The organism is Microbulbifer sp. ABE4_465, from assembly GCF_056160765.1.
The window spans coordinates 125,325-143,714 of record NZ_JBSWXV010000006.1; the positions used below are offsets into that span (position 1 = coordinate 125,325).

Genomic DNA, 18,390 nt, shown 5'->3' on the forward strand with positions numbered 1-18,390 from the left:
GGGTACTGAATTCCTGCGACCATTCTCAGGAAGAAGGTTCGCAAGCTTGGCTCCCGAAATAACATGTGCGCGGGTTATTTGATTTCAAGGGGTGGGTGCCCGGAAAAACTCGGGGCCGTTGAAAACTGTTAATTCTGTCACGCAGGCGGTGAGAGATGGCGGGATGTTTGACGGTATTCAGAAACAAAAAAGCCGGCGGCTGCCGGCTTTTTCAAAGGGAGAGCGGGATATCAGTGATCGGATTTTTCCGCTACACCCATTTCTTCCAGCAGATTATCTGCGTGGTCGATGTTTTCCATTACCCACAGCATATATTCCACGTCCACATGGATTGCGCGGGTATTGTCATTGAAGTCCCAGTCTGCGTTGATGCTGTCGTAGGTGCCGTCAAATACCAGGCCGATAAATTCGCCCTTGCCGTTCATGGTGGCAGAACCTGAGTTGCCGCCGGTGATGTCTACGGTGGTGAGGAAGTTCACCGGAACAGAGTCCAGGTCCTCATCATAGAAGCGGCCGTACTCCTTGTTTTTGATCGCATCCAGTTGTGCTTGGGGCGTATCAAAAGGATCAACGCCTGTGTACTTGGCCTCGATGCCACGCAGGGTGGTGAAGGGCACAAAGCCATCCTTGCCATCGTTGCCGTCAGCCGCGCCTTTGATGGTGCCTGCGGGCGGGGTGTAGCCTTTCACCAAACCGTAGGTGAGGCGCAGAGAACTGTTGGCATCCGGATAGACCGGTTTGCCCTGCTCGTTGTAGTAGGCGATCAGCAGGTCCATATACTGCGGGCGCAGCTCGGCGAAGCGACCGGACATGGCTTTTTCGTTCTGCTCAATGGCAAAACGGTCGTCATAGGTCGCCACGGCCAACTGGATGAACGGATCGTCGCTGTTGCGGAAGTCTTCCGGTGATTTTTCCATCCACGCGAGGCGGGTTTCGGTATCGGTGAGCCCGGTCTTTTCGTACATGGCGGATAGCTTTTTCTGCAGCGCCTCGCCACTCAGTTCTCCGTCGAAGAAGTTGTCGAAGCTCTCCAGGTGCTGATCCTGGGGCAGGGCGTTATAGCGCTCGAGGAAGTAGGTCCAGATAGCCTGGTCCACGGTTGGCTCGAAGCTGCGCTCGATGCGCTTCATGCTCTCGCTAAAGCGGGTCATGTCACGTTCCTGGTAACCGGGTTCACGCTCCATGTTCGGCTTTTGCTTCTCGAGGCTGAGACGATAGAGGCGCTGTGCACTGCTCAGCATCGCCGAGCGATTCATGTAGCCCAGCAACAGATCGCGTTCCTGGGTGGATTGCTCTTCCGCAATTAATTGCTTCAGGTCGGCAATGACTGAAGAGTACTTTTTCTTGGATTCCGGATTGGCTTCGATCCACGCCTGTAGGTCTTTTTCCAACTGCTGCTTGCGCTGCAGAAGGTCGCTGCGGTTGTAGCCTTCCATCATGCCGGTGAAGTTTTTCGCGTAGTTATTGAGGCCGGCGACCAGGCTTGCGTACTTGAGCGCGGCATCTTTGTTGTTCTCGGTGGCAGAGCCGATTACTTCAGACCACTCCGCCAGTACTTTCTGCATGGTGGGGTAGTACCAGCTGAAGTTGTTGCTGACTTCTTCCGCGGTGCGGTAGCGGTTGGTGCGACCCGGGTAGCCCGCAACCATTACATAGTCGCCTTCCTTTGGCCCCTCGGTGGCCACCGTCAGGTGGTGCTTGGGTTTGTAAGGCACATTGTCTTTGGAGAAGTCGGCGGGTTTGCCATCCGGGCCCACATAGGCGCGCAGGAAGGAGTAGTCGCCGGTGTGACGCGGCCACATCCAGTTGTCGATGTCACCGCCGAACTTGCCGATGGAGGCCGCGGGAGCGTGCACCAGGCGCACATCGCGAATGGCCAGCTGTTTGATCAGGTAATAGCTGGCGCCGCCGTAGTAGCTGTAGACCTCACAGCGGTGACCGGGGTCGGATTCACACTCGGCGACCAGCGCCTTTTCCGCGTCTTCAATGGCTTTGAAACGGGTGGCTCCGTCCATGTCATCGCTGAGTTTGCTGTTGATCTTGTCTGTGACTTCGTTCATGTCCACGGTGACATAGATACGCGACCCCGGTGCCGCAGGCACTTCCTCTTCCAGGGTTTTGGCGAGGAAACCGTTGGCCAGCAGGTCGTTGTCTTCGGTGGAGTTGTAGGAAATGGAGCCGTAGGCGCAATGGTGGTTGGTGGCGACCAGGCCCTGAGGGGAGACGAAGCTTGCAGAGCAGCCACCCAGGCTCACCACAGCATTCATCGGAAATTTGGTCAGATCCGTCATGGTTTTCGGATCCAGCTCCAGGCCGAGCTCTTTCAGTTTATTGCCGATTTCCGGCAGCTGACGCGGCATCCACATGCCTTCGGTCGAGACGGTTTCGGCTGCGGGGGCACTTTTCTCGGCGGCTGCATCCACCGGAGTTGCGTTTTCTTGCGCGGATTTGCCACAGGCGGTGAGCAGGGCAATGGATAGGGCCAGCCCGAATTTGTGTGTGAGCTTGATGTTGTTCACTGTCATTCCTTCAACAAATTGTTGGGGTCTGCACTTGTTTGTTTATTGAGTGTGCAGGAAATTGCGCCAGGGATCTTCCGGGCGAACAAAAAATGAACGGCCACTGAAGGCCGGTCAACCGATACTGCCATAGAAATCGTAGAGCAAAAACCGTCTGTGCGATCAGCAGAGATCTGGCCGGGGTAGGGGCGAGTCAGTGTAGAATTCTGAAATAAGTACTTGAGCCGACTGGGAATTTGAAATGCTGGACAAGCAGGATCTGGTGGATATTGCGCGCACCGAAATGCCATTTGGCAAGTACGCGGGACGGGTATTGATCGATCTGCCGGAGGAGTACTTGCTGTGGTTTGCCAGGAAAGAATTCCCCAAGGGGCGGCTGGGGCACCTGATGGCGTTAACGCTGGAGATCAAGATTGAAGGCCTGGATGGCCTGGTGAAACCACTAAAAAAACAGTGAACCCTTTGGGCTCACTGTTTTTTGCATCCCCTACACATCACACAAGCTGTGCGCGCAGTGGATATCTATATTGCCGACAGTTACCGATAAACGCGGCGGCCGCGGCTGTCGTAGTAATACTGTCTCTTTTTCTCGCGGTCGTACAGCCAACCGCCAGCGCCACCCAGTGCCGCACCGACAGCGGCACCGCCGATATCGCCACCGGTTACCAGTGCGCCGGTGACAGCGCCAATACCAATGCCAGTGCCCACACGGCGATCTGTGTCGCTCATGTTGGCACAACCCGCTGTGGTCAGGGAGAGGGCCAGGGCGGAAGCCAGGCCGGCACGTTTAAAAGTCTGAAACTGCATAATTACTCCGTCTGCATTTGCTCGGATATCGCAGCTGGAGTGTATGGTGCGGATAGCGCCGCCCCCACGCTGCCGTGGCGCAAAAGCGGAGGCGGAAAGCAAAATGAGAAAAAAGTTTGGGATGCGCGCGAGGGATCCTACACTGGTACCAGTCCCGGGAAGACTCCCCCATCGCGAGACGAGGTGGAGTGCCAACAAAAAGCGGTCCGTAACCGAGACTGAGCATGACCGTAAATAGGCCCACAGCGGGTAGCCACTGGTCTGAGAATTGATTTCAGCGAGGCGAACAGCGGTAAGTTTCAGTCAGCTTGATTGGGAAAATGGGGCGAAGCGGTCGACAGAGTTCGGCCGCTTTTCTTTTCTTGTGCCTCTCTCTTACCCTCTTTCTCCCTCATCCCCAGGTCGCAAAAGCGAAAAATACCCGCCAGAAACGCAATCCTCTGTGTGACTTACCTCTCATGACTGCCTAAGGGGGCTGGTCAAGATTGAGGTCCGGGGGTATTGTGAAAGAGTAATGACATCGCTGTCATGTTTTTGTGAAAAATGACAGCGGTGTCATGGCTGAAAGAGGTACTGTTAAAGAAATAACAAAGAAGTACCGGTATCCAGACGTTACTGAATGCCGTTCAATCGGGGGCAGCGCTGCCCGTTGAGGTAAGACGGACGCTACACCGCTGCTCTCATTGATAGATCCTGATCAATAAAAGATAACGACAAGGTGAAAATCAATGAAAGGGCTCACTCCCAGTCCCTGGCGCCGCGCGCTCCTTGCGCTTGGTCTCGCCACCAGCTCCACCGCCATCGCCGCACCCGGCGCCCCCACCATCGAGTGGATGGAAACCAGCTTTGCCATCATCGAGGTGGACGACGCGGCCACTGCCTACGAGCAGCTGATTACGGTCAACGACTACGCAGAAGTGCCGGTAGAATGGACCAAGTGGTCCGGTGACCCCGCAACTTCAGCGCAGTACCTGTTAAACGGTCAGGTTGTACTGGAGCAGACCGTTACTGGCGGCGGTACGCAAACCGGCTCCGCGACCTTGCAGGTTGCCGAGGGCGGCCAGTATTCACTGCAGGTTGCACTGTGTAATGACGACGGCTGTGCGACCTCTGCAGCCACCGATATCGTGATTGCGGACACCGATGGCAGCCACCTGGACCCACTGACCATTACCGCTGGCGAGAATAACCAGCCGTACGAAAACACCAGCAATTCCGTGGTGGGTACCTACTTTGTGGAGTGGGGCGTTTACGGGCGTAAATTCTCAGTGGATATGATGCCCTCCTATAACCTAACCCACATTATCTACGGATTTATTCCGATCTGTGGTGGCGACGGCATCAATGACAGCCTGAAGGAAATCGAAGGTTCTTTCCAGGCGCTGCAACGTTCCTGTTCCGGTCGTGAAGACTTCAAGGTATCTCTGCACGATCCATTCGCCGCAGTACAGAAGTCGCAAACCGGCCAGACATATTCCGACCCTTACAAAGGTAACTTCGGCCAGTTGATGGCGCTGAAGCAGGCCTACCCGGACCTGAAAATCCTGCCTTCCATTGGTGGCTGGACACTGTCAGACCCCTTCTACTTCTTCGGCGATGCTGCCAAGCGTCAGACTTTCGTAGACTCGGTCGAAGAGTTCATGCGCACCTGGAAATTCTTCGACGGTGTGGATATCGACTGGGAATACCCGGGCGGCCAAGGCGCCAACCCGAATCTGGGCGATCCTGCCACCGATGGCGAAACCTATCGCCTGTTGATGCGCGACCTGCGCGCCATGCTCGATGGGCTCGAGCAGGAAACTGGTCGTGAATACCAGCTCACTTCAGCCATTGGTGCTGGCTCCGACAAGATTGAAGATGTGGACTATGCCGATGTACAGCAGTACATGGATTACATCTTCATGATGACCTACGACTTCTACGGCGCATTCAGCCTGGAAACATTGGGTCACCAAACGGCGCTGTACGCACCGTCCTGGCGTCCTGACACCGACTACACCGCTCACAATGGCGTTCAGAATATGCTGAGCCTCGGTGTGGATCCGGGCAAACTGGTGGTAGGTGCGGCCATGTACGGCCGTGGCTGGACCGGGGTCAACGGTTGGACCGGCAATGATCATATGACCGGTACTGCCACAGGTGCAGTGGACGGCACATGGGAAGCGGGTGTCGTGGATTACCGCGATATCGTTGAGCGACTTGCTACCGGCCAGTGGGAGGAGTACTACGACGAAACCGCCGAAGCGCCTTACATGTTCAAGCCGAGTACCGGCGACCTGATTACCTACGATAACCGCCGCTCTGTGCTGGCCAAGGGCGCCTATGTCCAGGCCAATAACCTGGCGGGCCTGTTCTCCTGGGAAATCGACGCGGACAACGGTGACATCCTCAATGCCATGCACGAAGGGCTTGGTCACGGCGGCGGTCAAAACAACCGTGCTCCGACGGCGCGGGCCGGTGGCGACCAGTCTGTGGATGGTGGTGCAAGTGTCACCCTGAATGGCAGCAGCTCCAGTGACCTCGACGGTGACCCGCTCACCTACAGCTGGGCGCAGGTTTCCGGTGCCAGTGTCAGCCTGCAGAACGCCAGCAGCGTCTCTGCCAGCTTCACCGCACCTTCTGTTACTACCGATGAAGATCTGGTGTTTGAGTTGACCGTCACCGACGACAGCGGCGCCAGTGATACCGATCAGGTAGTGGTTACGGTACTTGCCGACCAGCCGAATCAGGCGCCGAGCGCCGACGCAGGGGCCGATCAGATCGTTGTCACCCCAGCTACCGTATCTCTGAACGGCAGTGCTTCCAGCGACCCGGATGGCGACGCTCTTACCTACAGCTGGACCCAGGTTTCCGGTGCGCCGGTAACCCTGAGCAGCGCTTCTGCGGCCAACCCGAGCTTCTCCGCTGCCGAAGTGTCTGCAGAGCAGGAACTGGTATTCGAGCTGAGCGTCAGCGACGGTTCTCTGAGTGACGATACCCCGGATCAGGTCAGCATCTTCCTGCTGCCACCGGATGCCAACACGCCTCCGGAGGTCACTGCTCCGGCCCAGGTCACCATTCAGGAGGGGGCTACCGATTCCATTACCGCAGTGGGCACCGATGCCGATGGCGATGCGCTGACCTACACCTGGAGCGGTATGGAAAGCGGTACCGGCGACACCATCACGATCACAGCGCCACAGGTGGAGGCCGATACCGACTTCACCCTGACAGTGACCGTGAGCGATGGTATCGACAGTGCCAGTGCCAATGTCACTGTGACCGTAACCAACAGTACCGGTGGTGGCGGCTGCGACATGACCGATCCAAACGCGGGTAACTACCCGGCCTGGCAGTCCGGCAACACCTATCTCGGTGGCAATGAGGTCAGCCACGACGATCTGGTCTGGGAAGCCAAGTACTGGACCCAGCAGGAGCCGGGCTTCAGCGCCGCGGACTGGAAGCTGATCAGTGACGTGGAAGTGCCCTGGAATGCCAGCACTGCCTACAACGGTGGTGATGAGGTCAACCACAACGGCAAGCGTTACCGCGCCAAGTGGTGGACTCAGGGCCAGGAGCCGAGCACCTCTTCCGACTGGGAAGAGATTGGTGACTCGACCTGTAACTAAGTGTTAAAGCAGTAAACAGAGGGCGCTACGGCGCCCTCTGCTCTTTCCGATGTCTGTGTAAGCAAACCTTCTAAAAATAACTTAGGAAAACGCTATGAAAAGGCAATTAATGAGCCTGCTTGCGCTCGGGTTGTTTTCGATCGAGGCCGCGGCAGTAGACTGCAGTGCGCGACCGGATTGGCAGAGTGCCGGCATTTATGTGGGGGATGACTCGGTTCAGCACCTGGGAAACGCCTATACCGCAAAGTGGTGGACGCAAAATCAGAACCCGGCGACCCACTCGGGCACCTGGGATGTGTGGGCTTACGACGGCGCCTGTGATGGCGGCTCGTCCTCGTCAAGTTCTTCATCTTCCAGCTCCTCATCTTCCAGCTCATCCAGTTCTTCATCTTCTTCAAGCTCTTCTTCCAGTTCATCGTCGAGCTCGAGTGGCGGGTCCGGCGGTGGCTCCTGCACGTCGTTGCAATATGTAGCGGGCACAAGCTATGCCGCGGGCCAGCTGGTGCAGAACGTGGGTCTGGAATTCCAGTGCAATATCGCAGGCTGGTGTTCTTCCAGTGCTGCCTGGGCTTATGAGCCGGGAGTAGGTGCTCACTGGCAGGACGCCTGGAGTCAGGTCGGTGATTGCGGTAGCTCCTCATCTTCCAGTAGTTCATCCAGTGGCGGTTCGAGCTCGTCATCCAGTTCCAGCAGCTCGTCTGGTGGCTCATCGTCCGGTGGTAACAGCGGCCTGCTGCCAAAACACGCACTGGTGGGGTACTGGCACAACTTTGACAACGGATCTGGCCTGTATCGCATCAGTGAAGTCTCAGATGTATGGGACGTGATTGTGGTGGCTTTTGTCGATGACGCGGGCAATGGCAATATCGAATTCAATCTCGATCCAGGCCTGGACAAGCAGCAGTTTATTGCCGACATTGCTGCCAAACGAGCCGCCGGAAAAATCGTGATTGCTTCCTACGGTGGCGAGAAGGGTACGGTGACTCTCAATACCGAGGAAAATGTCACCAACTTCGTGAACAGTACTGCGGCAATGATCGACGAGTACGGATTTGACGGGATCGATATCGATCTGGAGTCCGGCGCCGGTGTGATGCATGGAGCACCTGTGATCCAGAACATGGTGAATGCCGTCAAGCAGCTGAAACAACAGTACCCGGGCATGTACCTGTCCATGGCACCGGAGCATCCGTATGTGCAGGGTGGCTACGTATCTTACACCGGTATCTGGGGCGCCTATCTGCCGATGATCGACCAGCTGCGCGATGACCTGGATTTACTGCATGTGCAGCTGTACAACAATGGCAGTCTGGCCACGCCTTACCGCGGGCAGGCGTATGCGGCAGGTACTGTAGACATGATGGTGGCTTCAGCACTGATGCTGATCGAAGGTTTCCCTCTCGGCTATGGTAACGCGGGATTCTTTGAGGGCTTGCGCCCGGATCAGGTGGGTCTCGCACTACCGTCCGGTCCCAGCGCCGCTGGTAGCGGTTTTGCGACTACGGCCGACATTAACAGTGCCCTGGATTGTCTGACCCAGCAGCTGAACTGTGACACGCTGACGCCGTCTCAGGCGTACCCTACATTTAACGGTGTAATGACCTGGTCCATTAACTGGGATATGCACGACGGTGGCATCTTCTCAGGACCGGTGGGTAGTCACGTTCATACCCTGCCGTAATATCGGCTGATGTAAAAAACAATCCCCCGCACCGTCAGGTGTGGGGGATTTGTCGTGCCCGGAACTGGGCGAACAGAATTTTCAGGCATAAAAAAACCCGGCATTTGCCGGGTTTTTCTGTTCTGGAGTGGTCGCTTAGCGATTGTCCAGGGATACGTAGTCGCGCGCGGTGTAGCCGGTGTACAGCTGGCGCGGACGGCCAATCTTGTATGGGTTGGAGATCATTTCGTTCCAGTGGGCGATCCAGCCGGCGGTGCGGCCGGTGGCGAAGATCACGGTGAACATGTCGGTAGGAATACCGATGGCCTTCATGATGATGCCTGAGTAGAAGTCCACGTTCGGGTAGAGTTTCTTCTCGACGAAGTACTCGTCTTCCAGGGCGATCTTTTCCAGCTTCTTGGCGATGCGCAGCAGCGGATCGTTTTCGGCGCCCATGGCACCCAGAACTTCGTCACAGATACCCTGCATGACGCGGGAGCGCGGGTCGAAGTTCTTGTAGACGCGGTGTCCGAAGCCCATCAGGCGGAACGGATCGTTTTTGTCCTTGGCCTTGGCAACATACTCGTCGATACGGCTTTCATCGCCGATTTCCTGCAGCATGTTCAGTACCGCTTCGTTGGCGCCGCCGTGTGCCGGGCCCCACAGGGTCGCGATGCCGGAGGAGATACAGGCGAAGGGGTTGGCACCGGAGGAGCCGGCCAGACGCACAGTAGAAGTAGAGGCGTTCTGCTCGTGGTCTGCGTGCAGCAGGAAGATCACGTCCATGGCCTTGGCCACAATCGGATCGATTTTGCTCGGCTCACAGGGGTTGCCGAACATCATGTGCAGGAAGTTTTCGGAGTAGCTCAGGCTGTTGTCCGGGTACATGAACGGCTGGCCCTTGCTGTGCTTGTAGCACATGGCGGCCAGGGTCGGCATTTTGGCGATCAGGCGGTCCGCTGAGATCTTGCGGTGCTCGGGATCGGTGATGTCCAGGGAGTCGTGGTAGAAGGAGGCGAGGGCGCCGACAACGCCACACATCATGGCCATCGGGTGAGCATCGTAGCGGAAGCCCTTGAAGAAGTTGACCAGAGACTCATGCACCATGGTGTGGTTCATGATGCTGTCGACGTATTCCTTCTTCTGCGCAGCGCTCGGCAGTTCGCCGTTCATCAGCAGGTAGCAGGTTTCCAGGTAGTCGGATTTCTCTGCCAGTTGCTCGATGGGGTAGCCGCGGTGCAGCAGTACGCCCTTGGCGCCATCGATATAAGTGATCTTGGATTCGCAGGAGGCGGTGGACATGAAGCCCGGGTCGTAGGTGAACAGGCCTTTGCTGGCCAGGCTGCTGACGTCAACAACGTCGGGACCGGCAGTGCCTGAGTAGACCGGCAGGTCGTAAGGTGCGTCGATACCGTCGACCGTGAGTTGAGCTTTCTTGTCGGACATTGTGGACTCCTAAAAACTATTCTTTCGCCAGCTTTTTATTTCCACACAAATCACTAATTGAATTCGGTGATTCTACGGCCCGGGGAGGGCGCTATCCGCGCGTATCTGTGATCACCTTTTTATAGATAAGGCGTATCCAGACGTTTTCTGTACGCAAGCACAACCCGGAAAGTGCCGGATTCTGCGGGCTCGGAGGGCCTTCGTTGGCGGCATCCGGACGCGGATATGGGGCTAGCGGGCTTTTGAGCGCGGCCAAACTTAAGTGCCGCGCCTCAAATTGTCAAACCAAATCGAATTGGTCGACCAATTCGATGCCCGCAGGATCTTCCGTATAGAGTAAAAGTGGCAGGGATTTTGCCTGCTTGGGTTGGGATTCTGGCGTGCAAATTTGGGTGCGCTGTGATCGGGGCAAATATTGCGTCTCATACCATGGTCTGGTGTGTGGCGTGGATTGCAACTGGTACAAAGCCGCCTCTGGCGACTTCCCGTTCGTTGTGTTTTGAATTTTGAATGCCTATAATCCGCGCGGCTTGCGCCTTGGTAAGGCCACTTTGTACAAGACCTCAACAGGTTGTGTGGATAGTGATCAGCAAGCTCGCCCGGTAAACAGAAAACTAACGGGCGCCCCGTCTTTCAGGGCAACAAGGTGTTTTTCCTGTGAACAAAAACAGACCTGTCAATTTAGACATTTCTACTATCAAGCTCCCTGCGCCAGCGTTGGTTTCGATTCTGCACCGTATTTCCGGTGTGGTGCTCTTCGCTGTGGTTGCACTTCTTTTGTGCATGCTGGATTCCAGTCTGGAATCTGAGCAGGGTTTCCAAAAAGTAGCAGACTTTTTTACCAGTGTGCCGGCCAAGCTTGTCTTGTGGGCCTCTCTGGCTGCGCTCATTTACCACTTGATTGCGGGTGTGCGTCACCTGTTGATGGATGTGGGTCTAGGTGAGAGCCTGGAAGGTGGCCGTCGCGGAGCGGTGATCGTACTGGTGCTTTCAGTTGTGCTCATCCTGCTAGCGGGGGTTCTGGTATGGTAAAGGCAGTTACTGGTTTCGGCCGCAGTGGCCTGTACGACTGGTTTATTCAGCGCATCAGTGCCGTGGTACTGGTGGCTTACACCCTCTTTATAGTGGGTTTCATTTTCCTCTCCAAAGATTTTGACTACGCCAGCTGGTCCGCGCTGTTCGAACAGCGCTGGGTACGCGTATTCAGCCTGGTTGCCCTGCTTTCCACCCTTGCTCATGCCTGGATCGGTCTCTGGTCCGTGGTTACCGATTACCTCACCAACCGGATGATGGGTGGCAAAGCCACTGTTTTGCGCATCCTGGTTGAAGTACTGCTGGGCGCGGTTGCCGTGTTCTATGCAGTGTGGGGCTTTGAAATTCTGTGGGGTGTGTAAACCATGTCAAATATGCGAACAATAACCTTTGACGGTATCGTGATCGGTGGCGGCGGCGCAGGTATGCGTGCGGCGCTGCAGATGGCCCAGTCCGGCTTCAAGACCGCTGTAATCACCAAGGTCTTCCCGACCCGTTCTCATACGGTGTCTGCCCAGGGTGGTATCACCTGCGCGATCGCCAGCGATGACCCCAATGACGATTGGCGCTGGCACATGTACGACACCGTCAAAGGCTCCGACTATATCGGTGACCAGGACGCGATTGAGTACATGTGTTCCGTAGGTCCCGAAGCCGTGTTCGAACTCGAGCACATGGGCCTGCCGTTCTCCCGTACAAAAGAAGGCCGCATCTATCAGCGTCCGTTTGGTGGCCAGTCCAAGGACTTTGGCCGCGGTGGTCAGGCTGCGCGCACCTGCGCGGCGGCGGACCGTACCGGTCACGCCCTGTTGCACACCCTGTATCAGAACAACGTCAAGCACAACACCGTATTCCTGAACGAATGGTTCGCGGTGGATCTGGTGAAGAACCAGGACGGTGCGATTGTCGGTGTTATTGCCATCTGTATCGAAGACGGCGAAGTGGTCTTCATTAAATCCAAAGCCACCGTGTTGGCGACTGGTGGTGCGGGCCGAATTTTCGCATCGACCACCAATGCGCACATCAATACCGGTGATGGCGTTGGCATGGCGCTGCGCGCAGGCGTGCCGGTGCAGGATATCGAGATGTGGCAGTTCCACCCCACCGGCATTTACGGTGCGGGCACTCTGGTGACCGAGGGTTGCCGTGGTGAAGGCGGCTACCTGATCAATAAAGATGGCGAGCGCTTTATGGAGCGTTACGCCCCCAATGCCAAAGACCTGGCTGGCCGCGATGTAGTCGCCCGCTCAATGGTGTTGGAAATCCTCGATGGCCGCGGTGCCGGCCCCAATGGCGATCACGTGTACCTGAAGCTGGATCACCTGGGTGAAGAGCTGTTGCACAGCCGCTTGCCCGGTATCTGTGAATTGTCCAAAACCTTCGCACATGTGGATCCGGTGAAAGCGCCGATCCCGGTTGTACCGACCTGTCACTACATGATGGGTGGTATTCCCACTAATGTGCACGGCCAGGCCCTGACCCAGGACGCCGCTGGCAACGATCAGGTGATTGATGGTTTGTACGCTTGTGGTGAAGTTGCCTGTGTATCTGTACACGGTGCCAACCGCCTGGGTGGCAACTCTCTGCTGGACCTGGTGGTGTTTGGTCGCGCTTCCGGCCTCTTCATCGAGAAGGCTCTGCGCGAGGGTATCGAGAACCGTGAAGCTTCCGAGTCCGACATCGAAGCGGCCATGTCGCGCTTGAACAGCATCGACAATACCAACGATGGCGAAGGTGCGGCAGCGCTGCGCAGCGAGCTGCAGAATGTCATGCAGAACCACTTCGGTGTATTCCGCCGCGGTGACTACATGGCCGAAGGCGTTAAGAAGCTCGACGATCTGCGCGGGCGCATCGCCAATGTGCGTCTGGACGACAAGTCCAAGGCGTTCAACACCGCGCGCATCGAAGCGCTGGAACTGCAGAACCTGCTGGAAGTGGCCGAAGCCACCGCGATCGCTGCCGAAGTGCGCACCGAAAGCCGCGGCGCCCACGCCCGCGAAGACTTCCAGGAGCGCGACGACGAAAACTGGCTGTGCCACTCCATGTTCTTCCCCGCGGAAAAACGTGTTGGCAAGCGTGCCGTGAACTTTGCGCCCAACACCGTAGAAGCTTTCGAACCGAAAGCGCGTACCTACTAATTCGGGAGCGGAAAGAATATGTTGAAAGTAAGCATCTACCGTTACAACCCGGAAACCGATTCTGCACCTTATATGCAGGATTACGATCTGGACACCCAGGGCAAAGACTTGATGGTGCTGGACGTACTGGAACTGCTGAAAGCCCAGGATCCTTCCCTGTCTTTCCGCCGCTCCTGTCGCGAAGGCGTTTGTGGCTCCGACGGCATGAATATTTCCGGTAAGAACGGTCTTGCCTGTATCATGCCGATCTCTGAAGCGGCGCCGAAAGGCAAGCTGGTACTGCGTCCGCTGCCCGGACTGCCGGTCATTCGTGACCTGGTGGTGGATATGGAGCAGTTCTACACCCAGTACAAGAAAATCGAGCCCTTCCTGCAGAACAGCACACCGGCTCCGGCCATTGAGCGTCTGCAGTCCCCGGAAGACCGTGCAAAACTGGATGGCCTGTACGAGTGTATTCTCTGCGCCTGTTGTTCCACGTCTTGTCCTTCTTTCTGGTGGAACCCGGACAAGTTCATCGGCCCGGCGGGCCTGTTGCAGGCTTACCGCTTCCTGGCGGACAGCCGCGACGACGCCACCGACGAGCGTCTTGGCAATCTGGACGATCCGTTCAGCGTTTTCCGTTGCCACGGCATCCAGAACTGCGTCAACGTTTGCCCCAAAGGTTTGAATCCTACCCGGGCAATCGGACATATCCGCAACATGCTGATAACCCGCGCCGTGTAGGGAACTTCCCTCTTAGGGAACGCGGGTTTCCCGCCAAAAATAATCACAATTAGGCCGACAGCAGCGCAGGTGTCAGGTCTATACGAAAAAGGGGAGGTGTCTTTTCAGCACCTCCCCTTTTGTGAGTGAAAAGACAGGAAAGAGCGGCGCAATATTCAAGGGTGCGCGCCGTCAATTGAGGTAGGCATTAATGCACGAAAGCTCTATGGAGGCGCTCTGGCGGACTTCGCATATCTCTGGTGGCAACGCCGGATACGTGGAAGATCTGTACGAGACCTATCTGCACGACCCCAGTGGTGTACCGGAAGAATGGCGCAGCTACTTTGACAGCCTGCCGCGGGTAAATGGCGGTGATGTCTCACACGCTGCGATTCGTCAGCACTTCGAGTTGCTGGCGAAAAACCGTACCCGCCCTCTCTCCGCCCCCGGCGCCGGCTCGGTCAACATTGAACACGAGCGCAAGCAGATCAAAGTTCTGCAACTGATCAACTCCTACCGTCACCGCGGCCACAAAAAGGCCACCCTAGACCCGCTGGGTATCATGGCCCGTGAGCAGGTGCCGGATCTGCAGCTGAACTACCACGGTCTCACCGAAGGCGACTTCGATACCACCTTCCAGACCGGAGACCTGTTCTTTGGTAAAGGCGAAGCGACCCTGCGTGAAATCGTGGAAGGCCTGGAAAATACCTACTGCCGCAACCTGGGTGCTGAAATCATGCATCTGTCCAACCTGGACGAACAGCAGTGGTTCCAGCAGCGCCTCGAGCGCAGCCAGTCCAAGCCCAATTTCGGCAACGATATCCGCACCGAAATCCTGCAGCGCCTGTCTGCTGCGGAAGGCCTGGAGCGCCACCTGGATTCCAAATACCCGGGTACCAAGCGTTTTGGCGTGGAAGGTGGCGAAAGCCTGATCCCGCTGATGGATGCGCTGATCCGCCGCTCCGGCACCTACGCCGTGAAAGAAATTGTCATCGGCATGGCCCACCGCGGTCGCCTGAACACACTGGTCAACATCCTGGGTAAAAACCCGTCGGACCTGTTCGAGGAATTTGAGGGCAAGAAAACCCTGGATACCTCCGGCGATGTGAAATACCACCAGGGTTTCTCTTCCAACGTGATGACCCCTGGCGGTGAGGTGCACCTGGCGCTGGCCTTCAACCCCTCGCACCTGGAAATCTGTGCCCCGGTGGTTGTCGGTTCCGTGCGCGCCCGTCAGGATCGTCGCGGCGACAGCACCGGCGAGAAGGTGATGCCGATCAATATCCACGGCGATGCGGCCTTTGCCGGTCAGGGCGTTGTGCAGGAAACCCTGCAGATGTCCCAGACCCGCGGCTACTACACCGGTGGCACCATTCACCTGGTACTGAACAACCAGGTGGGCTTTACCACCAGCAAGCGCGAAGATGCCCGCTCCACCGAGTACTGTACCGATGTAGCGAAGATGATCGACGCTCCGGTGCTGCACGTAAATGGTGACGATCCGGAGGCGGTGGTTCTGGCCGGTCTGCTGGCGGTGGATTACCGCTACGAATTCAAGAAAGACATCGTCATCGACCTGGTGTGTTACCGCCGTCGCGGCCACAACGAGACCGACGATCCCTCCGGCACCCAGCCGCTGATGTATCAGACCATCCGCAAGCACAAGACCACCCGTACCCTGTACGCGGACAAGCTGATTGCGGAAGGTGTGGTGGACAAGGCTGCGGCGGACAAGCTGGCCAACGATTACCGGGACAAACTCGACCGCGGTGAAGATGTGGCGACGGGTCTGGTAAAAGAGCCGGACTCTTCCATGTTTGTGGACTGGCGCCCGTACCTGAACCACGAGTGGACGGCCGAAGGCGACACCAGCTTCCCGATGAAGAAGCTGAAAGACGTGGCCACCCGCATGACCACTGTGCCCGACGGCATCGTCATGCAACGCCAGGTTTCCAAAATTTACGACGACCGTCGCAAGATGGCCGGCGGTGGCCTGCCACTGAACTGGGGCATGGCGGAAACTCTGGCTTACGGCACGTTGCTGGAAGAGGGCTATATGGTCCGCTTCACCGGTGAGGACGTGGGTCGCGGTACCTTCTCCCACCGCCACGCGGTTATCCACAGCCAGAAAGACGGCCAGAGCTACGTACCGTTGCAGAACATGTACGAAGGTCAGCCGCGTTTCGATATGTACGACTCGCTGCTGTCGGAAGAAGCGGTGCTTGCGTTCGAATACGGCTACGCCACCACCACCCCGAAATCCCTGGTGGTCTGGGAAGCGCAGTTCGGTGACTTCGCCAACGGCGCCCAGGTGGTGATCGACCAGTTCATCACTTCCGGTGAGCACAAGTGGGGCCGTATGTGCGGCCTCGTGATGCTGCTGCCGCACGGTTATGAAGGCCAGGGCCCGGAGCACTCCTCTGCACGCCTTGAACGTTTCATGCAACTGTGTGCCGAGCACAATATCCAGGTGTGCAACGCCACTACGCCGGCTCAGATCTTCCACCTGCTGCGTCGCCAGGCGGTTCGCCCGATGCGCCGCCCGCTGGTCATCATGAGCCCCAAGTGGATTCTGCGTCACAAGCTCGCGACTTCCAGCCTGGACGAGCTGGCCAATGGCAAGTTCCACAACGTTATCCAGGATGGCGCTGTGGATCCAGCCAAGGTGAAGCGTCTGGTCATCTGCTCCGGCAAGGTCTACTACCATCTGCTGGAAGCGCGCATGGAGCGCGAGCAGGAAGATGTTGCCCTGGTTCGCCTGGAGCAGCTGTACCCATTCCCGGACGACGAGTTCCTGTCTGCGGTTTCCGCATTCAAGAACATCAAGAGTGTTGCCTGGTGTCAGGAAGAGCCCATGAACCAGGGCGCCTGGTACTCCAGCCAGCACCACCTGCGTCGCCTGCTGAAGGAAGCACATCCCAAGCTGGAACTGGAATATGTCGGCCGCGCGGCTTCTGCTGCACCGGCGGCGGGCTATATGTCCACCCATCTGGAAGAACAGAATACGTTCATCAACGAGGCGCTGACTGTCAAATAAGGCAGCAGTACAACGAAGAGCAGGGCGCCGGTAAAGCTGGTGCCCAAGACAATCTCAGGAAACAGGAACAATGACCATCGAGATTAAAGCGCCAACATTCCCGGAATCTGTACAGGACGGCACCGTAGCCACCTGGCACAAACAACCGGGTGAAGCTGTGTCCCGCGATGAACTGATCGTGGATATCGAAACCGACAAAGTTGTGCTGGAAGTAGTTGCACCGGCTGACGGCGCCATTAGCGAAATTATCAAGGGCGAGGGCGACACCGTTCTCTCCAACGAAGTGATCGCCAAATTTGAAGAGGGTGCGGGCGGCAGCGCTGGCGACTCTTCCGAAGCAGCGCCGGCTCCAGCCGAAGCGCCGGCCGCCGAAGCGCCTGCCGCTGGCGGCGAGAAAATTGCCATGCCGTCTGCCAAGAAAATGGCGGCGGAAAAAGGCGTAGACCTGGCCGGTGTTGAAGGCACTGGTAAAGGCGGTCGCGTACTGAAAGAAGACGTGATGAAAGCCGGCTCTGCCCCTGCGGCGAGCGCACCGGCGGCTGCCGCTCAGGTTGAAGTTGCAGCGGGTGAGCGCGTTGAGAAGCGTGTACCCATGACCCGTATGCGCAAGCGCATCGCCGAGCGCCTGCTCGACGCCTCCCAGTCCACTGCCATGCTCACTACCTTCAACGAAGTGAACATGAAGCCGATCATGGATCTGCGCAAGAACTACAAAGACCTGTTCGAGAAAACCCACAACGGTACTCGCCTGGGCTTTATGGGCTTCTTCGTAAAAGCGGCCGTAGAAGCGCTGAAGCGCTACTCCGCGGTGAACGCGTCTATCGACGGCAACGACATTGTTTACCACGGCTACCAGGACATCGGTGTTGCGGTTTCCTCTCCGAAAGGTCTGGTAGTTCCCATTCTGCGCAACGCGGAAAACATGGGCATTGCGGACCTGGAAAACAATATCCGTGATCTGGGTCTGCGCGCCCGCGACGGCAAGCTGTCCATTGACGAGATGACTGGCGGTACCTTCACCATCACCAACGGTGGTGTGTTCGGTTCCCTGCTGTCCACTCCGATTCTGAACCCGCCGCAAACAGCGATTCTGGGTATGCACAAAATCCAGGAGCGCCCGATGGCGGTCGACGGCAAGGTAGAAATCCTGCCGATGATGTACCTGGCGCTGTCTTACGACCACCGCCTGATCGATGGTAAGGAAGCGGTTGGCTTCCTGGTTGCGATCAAGGAAATGATCGAAGATCCTGCGCGCATCCTGCTGGAAGTGTAAGCAGAGTATTTTGGAGATGGGGCGGCAGTTGGTACTGCTGCCCTAAACAATGAGTCAGCCGTTCGAGCTGGCATCAACGGCATCAAGACCGTCTCAGGGAATGCCGGGAAGATCCCCGGTTATGCGAGTAACTATTCGCATACGTTGAATCCACTCAAATTTGGAACA

Annotated in this window: 12 protein-coding genes; 9 read left to right on the forward strand and 3 right to left on the reverse strand. The window is 57.1% G+C overall.

Annotated elements, in window-relative coordinates; translation table 11 throughout:
• Positions 1-230: 230 nt before the first annotated feature.
• A complete protein-coding gene (locus ACXAG1_RS11735; protein ID WP_475092234.1) occupies positions 231-2,519 on the reverse strand; it encodes a S46 family peptidase in 2,289 nt (762 codons plus the stop codon).
• A gap of 241 nt (positions 2,520-2,760) precedes the next feature.
• Here ACXAG1_RS11735 and ACXAG1_RS11740 point away from each other — a divergent pair, with 241 nt between their 5' ends.
• Entirely contained in the window at positions 2,761-2,976 is a 216-nt protein-coding gene (locus ACXAG1_RS11740; protein ID WP_475119786.1) for a DUF3820 family protein, read from the forward strand.
• An 80-nt stretch (positions 2,977-3,056) separates the two neighbouring features.
• Here ACXAG1_RS11740 and ACXAG1_RS11745 read toward each other — a convergent pair whose 3' ends face one another.
• Positions 3,057-3,326, reverse strand: coding sequence for a hypothetical protein (locus ACXAG1_RS11745; RefSeq protein ID WP_475092236.1), 270 nt, complete (start codon positions 3,324-3,326; stop codon positions 3,057-3,059).
• 728 nt (positions 3,327-4,054) lie between these two features.
• Between ACXAG1_RS11745 and ACXAG1_RS11750 the strand changes: the two genes are divergently transcribed.
• Complete coding sequence (locus ACXAG1_RS11750) at positions 4,055-6,934, forward strand: glycosyl hydrolase family 18 protein (RefSeq protein ID WP_475119787.1); 2,880 nt, start codon at positions 4,055-4,057, stop codon at positions 6,932-6,934.
• A gap of 94 nt (positions 6,935-7,028) precedes the next feature.
• Entirely contained in the window at positions 7,029-8,615 is a 1,587-nt protein-coding gene (locus ACXAG1_RS11755) for a glycosyl hydrolase family 18 protein (protein ID WP_475119788.1), read from the forward strand.
• Between the two features lie 135 nt (positions 8,616-8,750).
• Here the strand turns inward: ACXAG1_RS11755 and gltA are convergent, their stop codons facing one another.
• Complete coding sequence (gene gltA, locus ACXAG1_RS11760) at positions 8,751-10,040, reverse strand: citrate synthase (protein ID WP_475092239.1); 1,290 nt, start codon at positions 10,038-10,040, stop codon at positions 8,751-8,753.
• A gap of 657 nt (positions 10,041-10,697) precedes the next feature.
• Between gltA and sdhC the strand changes: the two genes are divergently transcribed.
• The 6 genes from sdhC (at position 10,698) to odhB (ending at position 18,222) form a co-directional block, all read left to right on the forward strand.
• Positions 10,698-11,072, forward strand: a complete 375-nt coding sequence (gene sdhC, locus ACXAG1_RS11765; RefSeq protein WP_475092240.1) for a succinate dehydrogenase, cytochrome b556 subunit — start codon at positions 10,698-10,700, stop codon at positions 11,070-11,072.
• Positions 11,066-11,434 carry a succinate dehydrogenase, hydrophobic membrane anchor protein gene (gene sdhD / locus ACXAG1_RS11770; RefSeq protein WP_475119789.1) on the forward strand — a complete coding sequence of 123 codons (369 nt, stop codon included), beginning with the start codon at positions 11,066-11,068 and terminating at the stop codon, positions 11,432-11,434. Before sdhC ends, sdhD begins: the two co-directional genes overlap by 7 nt.
• A gap of 3 nt (positions 11,435-11,437) precedes the next feature.
• Entirely contained in the window at positions 11,438-13,210 is a 1,773-nt protein-coding gene (sdhA, locus tag ACXAG1_RS11775) for a succinate dehydrogenase flavoprotein subunit (RefSeq protein WP_475092242.1), read from the forward strand.
• An 18-nt stretch (positions 13,211-13,228) separates the two neighbouring features.
• Positions 13,229-13,933 carry a succinate dehydrogenase iron-sulfur subunit gene (locus tag ACXAG1_RS11780; protein WP_475092243.1) on the forward strand — a complete coding sequence of 235 codons (705 nt, stop codon included), beginning with the start codon at positions 13,229-13,231 and terminating at the stop codon, positions 13,931-13,933.
• Positions 13,934-14,123: 190 nt separating this feature from the next.
• Positions 14,124-16,949 (forward strand): 2-oxoglutarate dehydrogenase E1 component, encoded by a 2,826-nt coding sequence (locus ACXAG1_RS11785; RefSeq protein WP_475092244.1) that lies wholly within the window; start codon positions 14,124-14,126, stop codon positions 16,947-16,949.
• A 70-nt stretch (positions 16,950-17,019) separates the two neighbouring features.
• A complete protein-coding gene (odhB, locus tag ACXAG1_RS11790) occupies positions 17,020-18,222 on the forward strand; it encodes a 2-oxoglutarate dehydrogenase complex dihydrolipoyllysine-residue succinyltransferase (protein WP_475119790.1) in 1,203 nt (400 codons plus the stop codon).
• Positions 18,223-18,390: the final 168 nt, after the last annotated feature.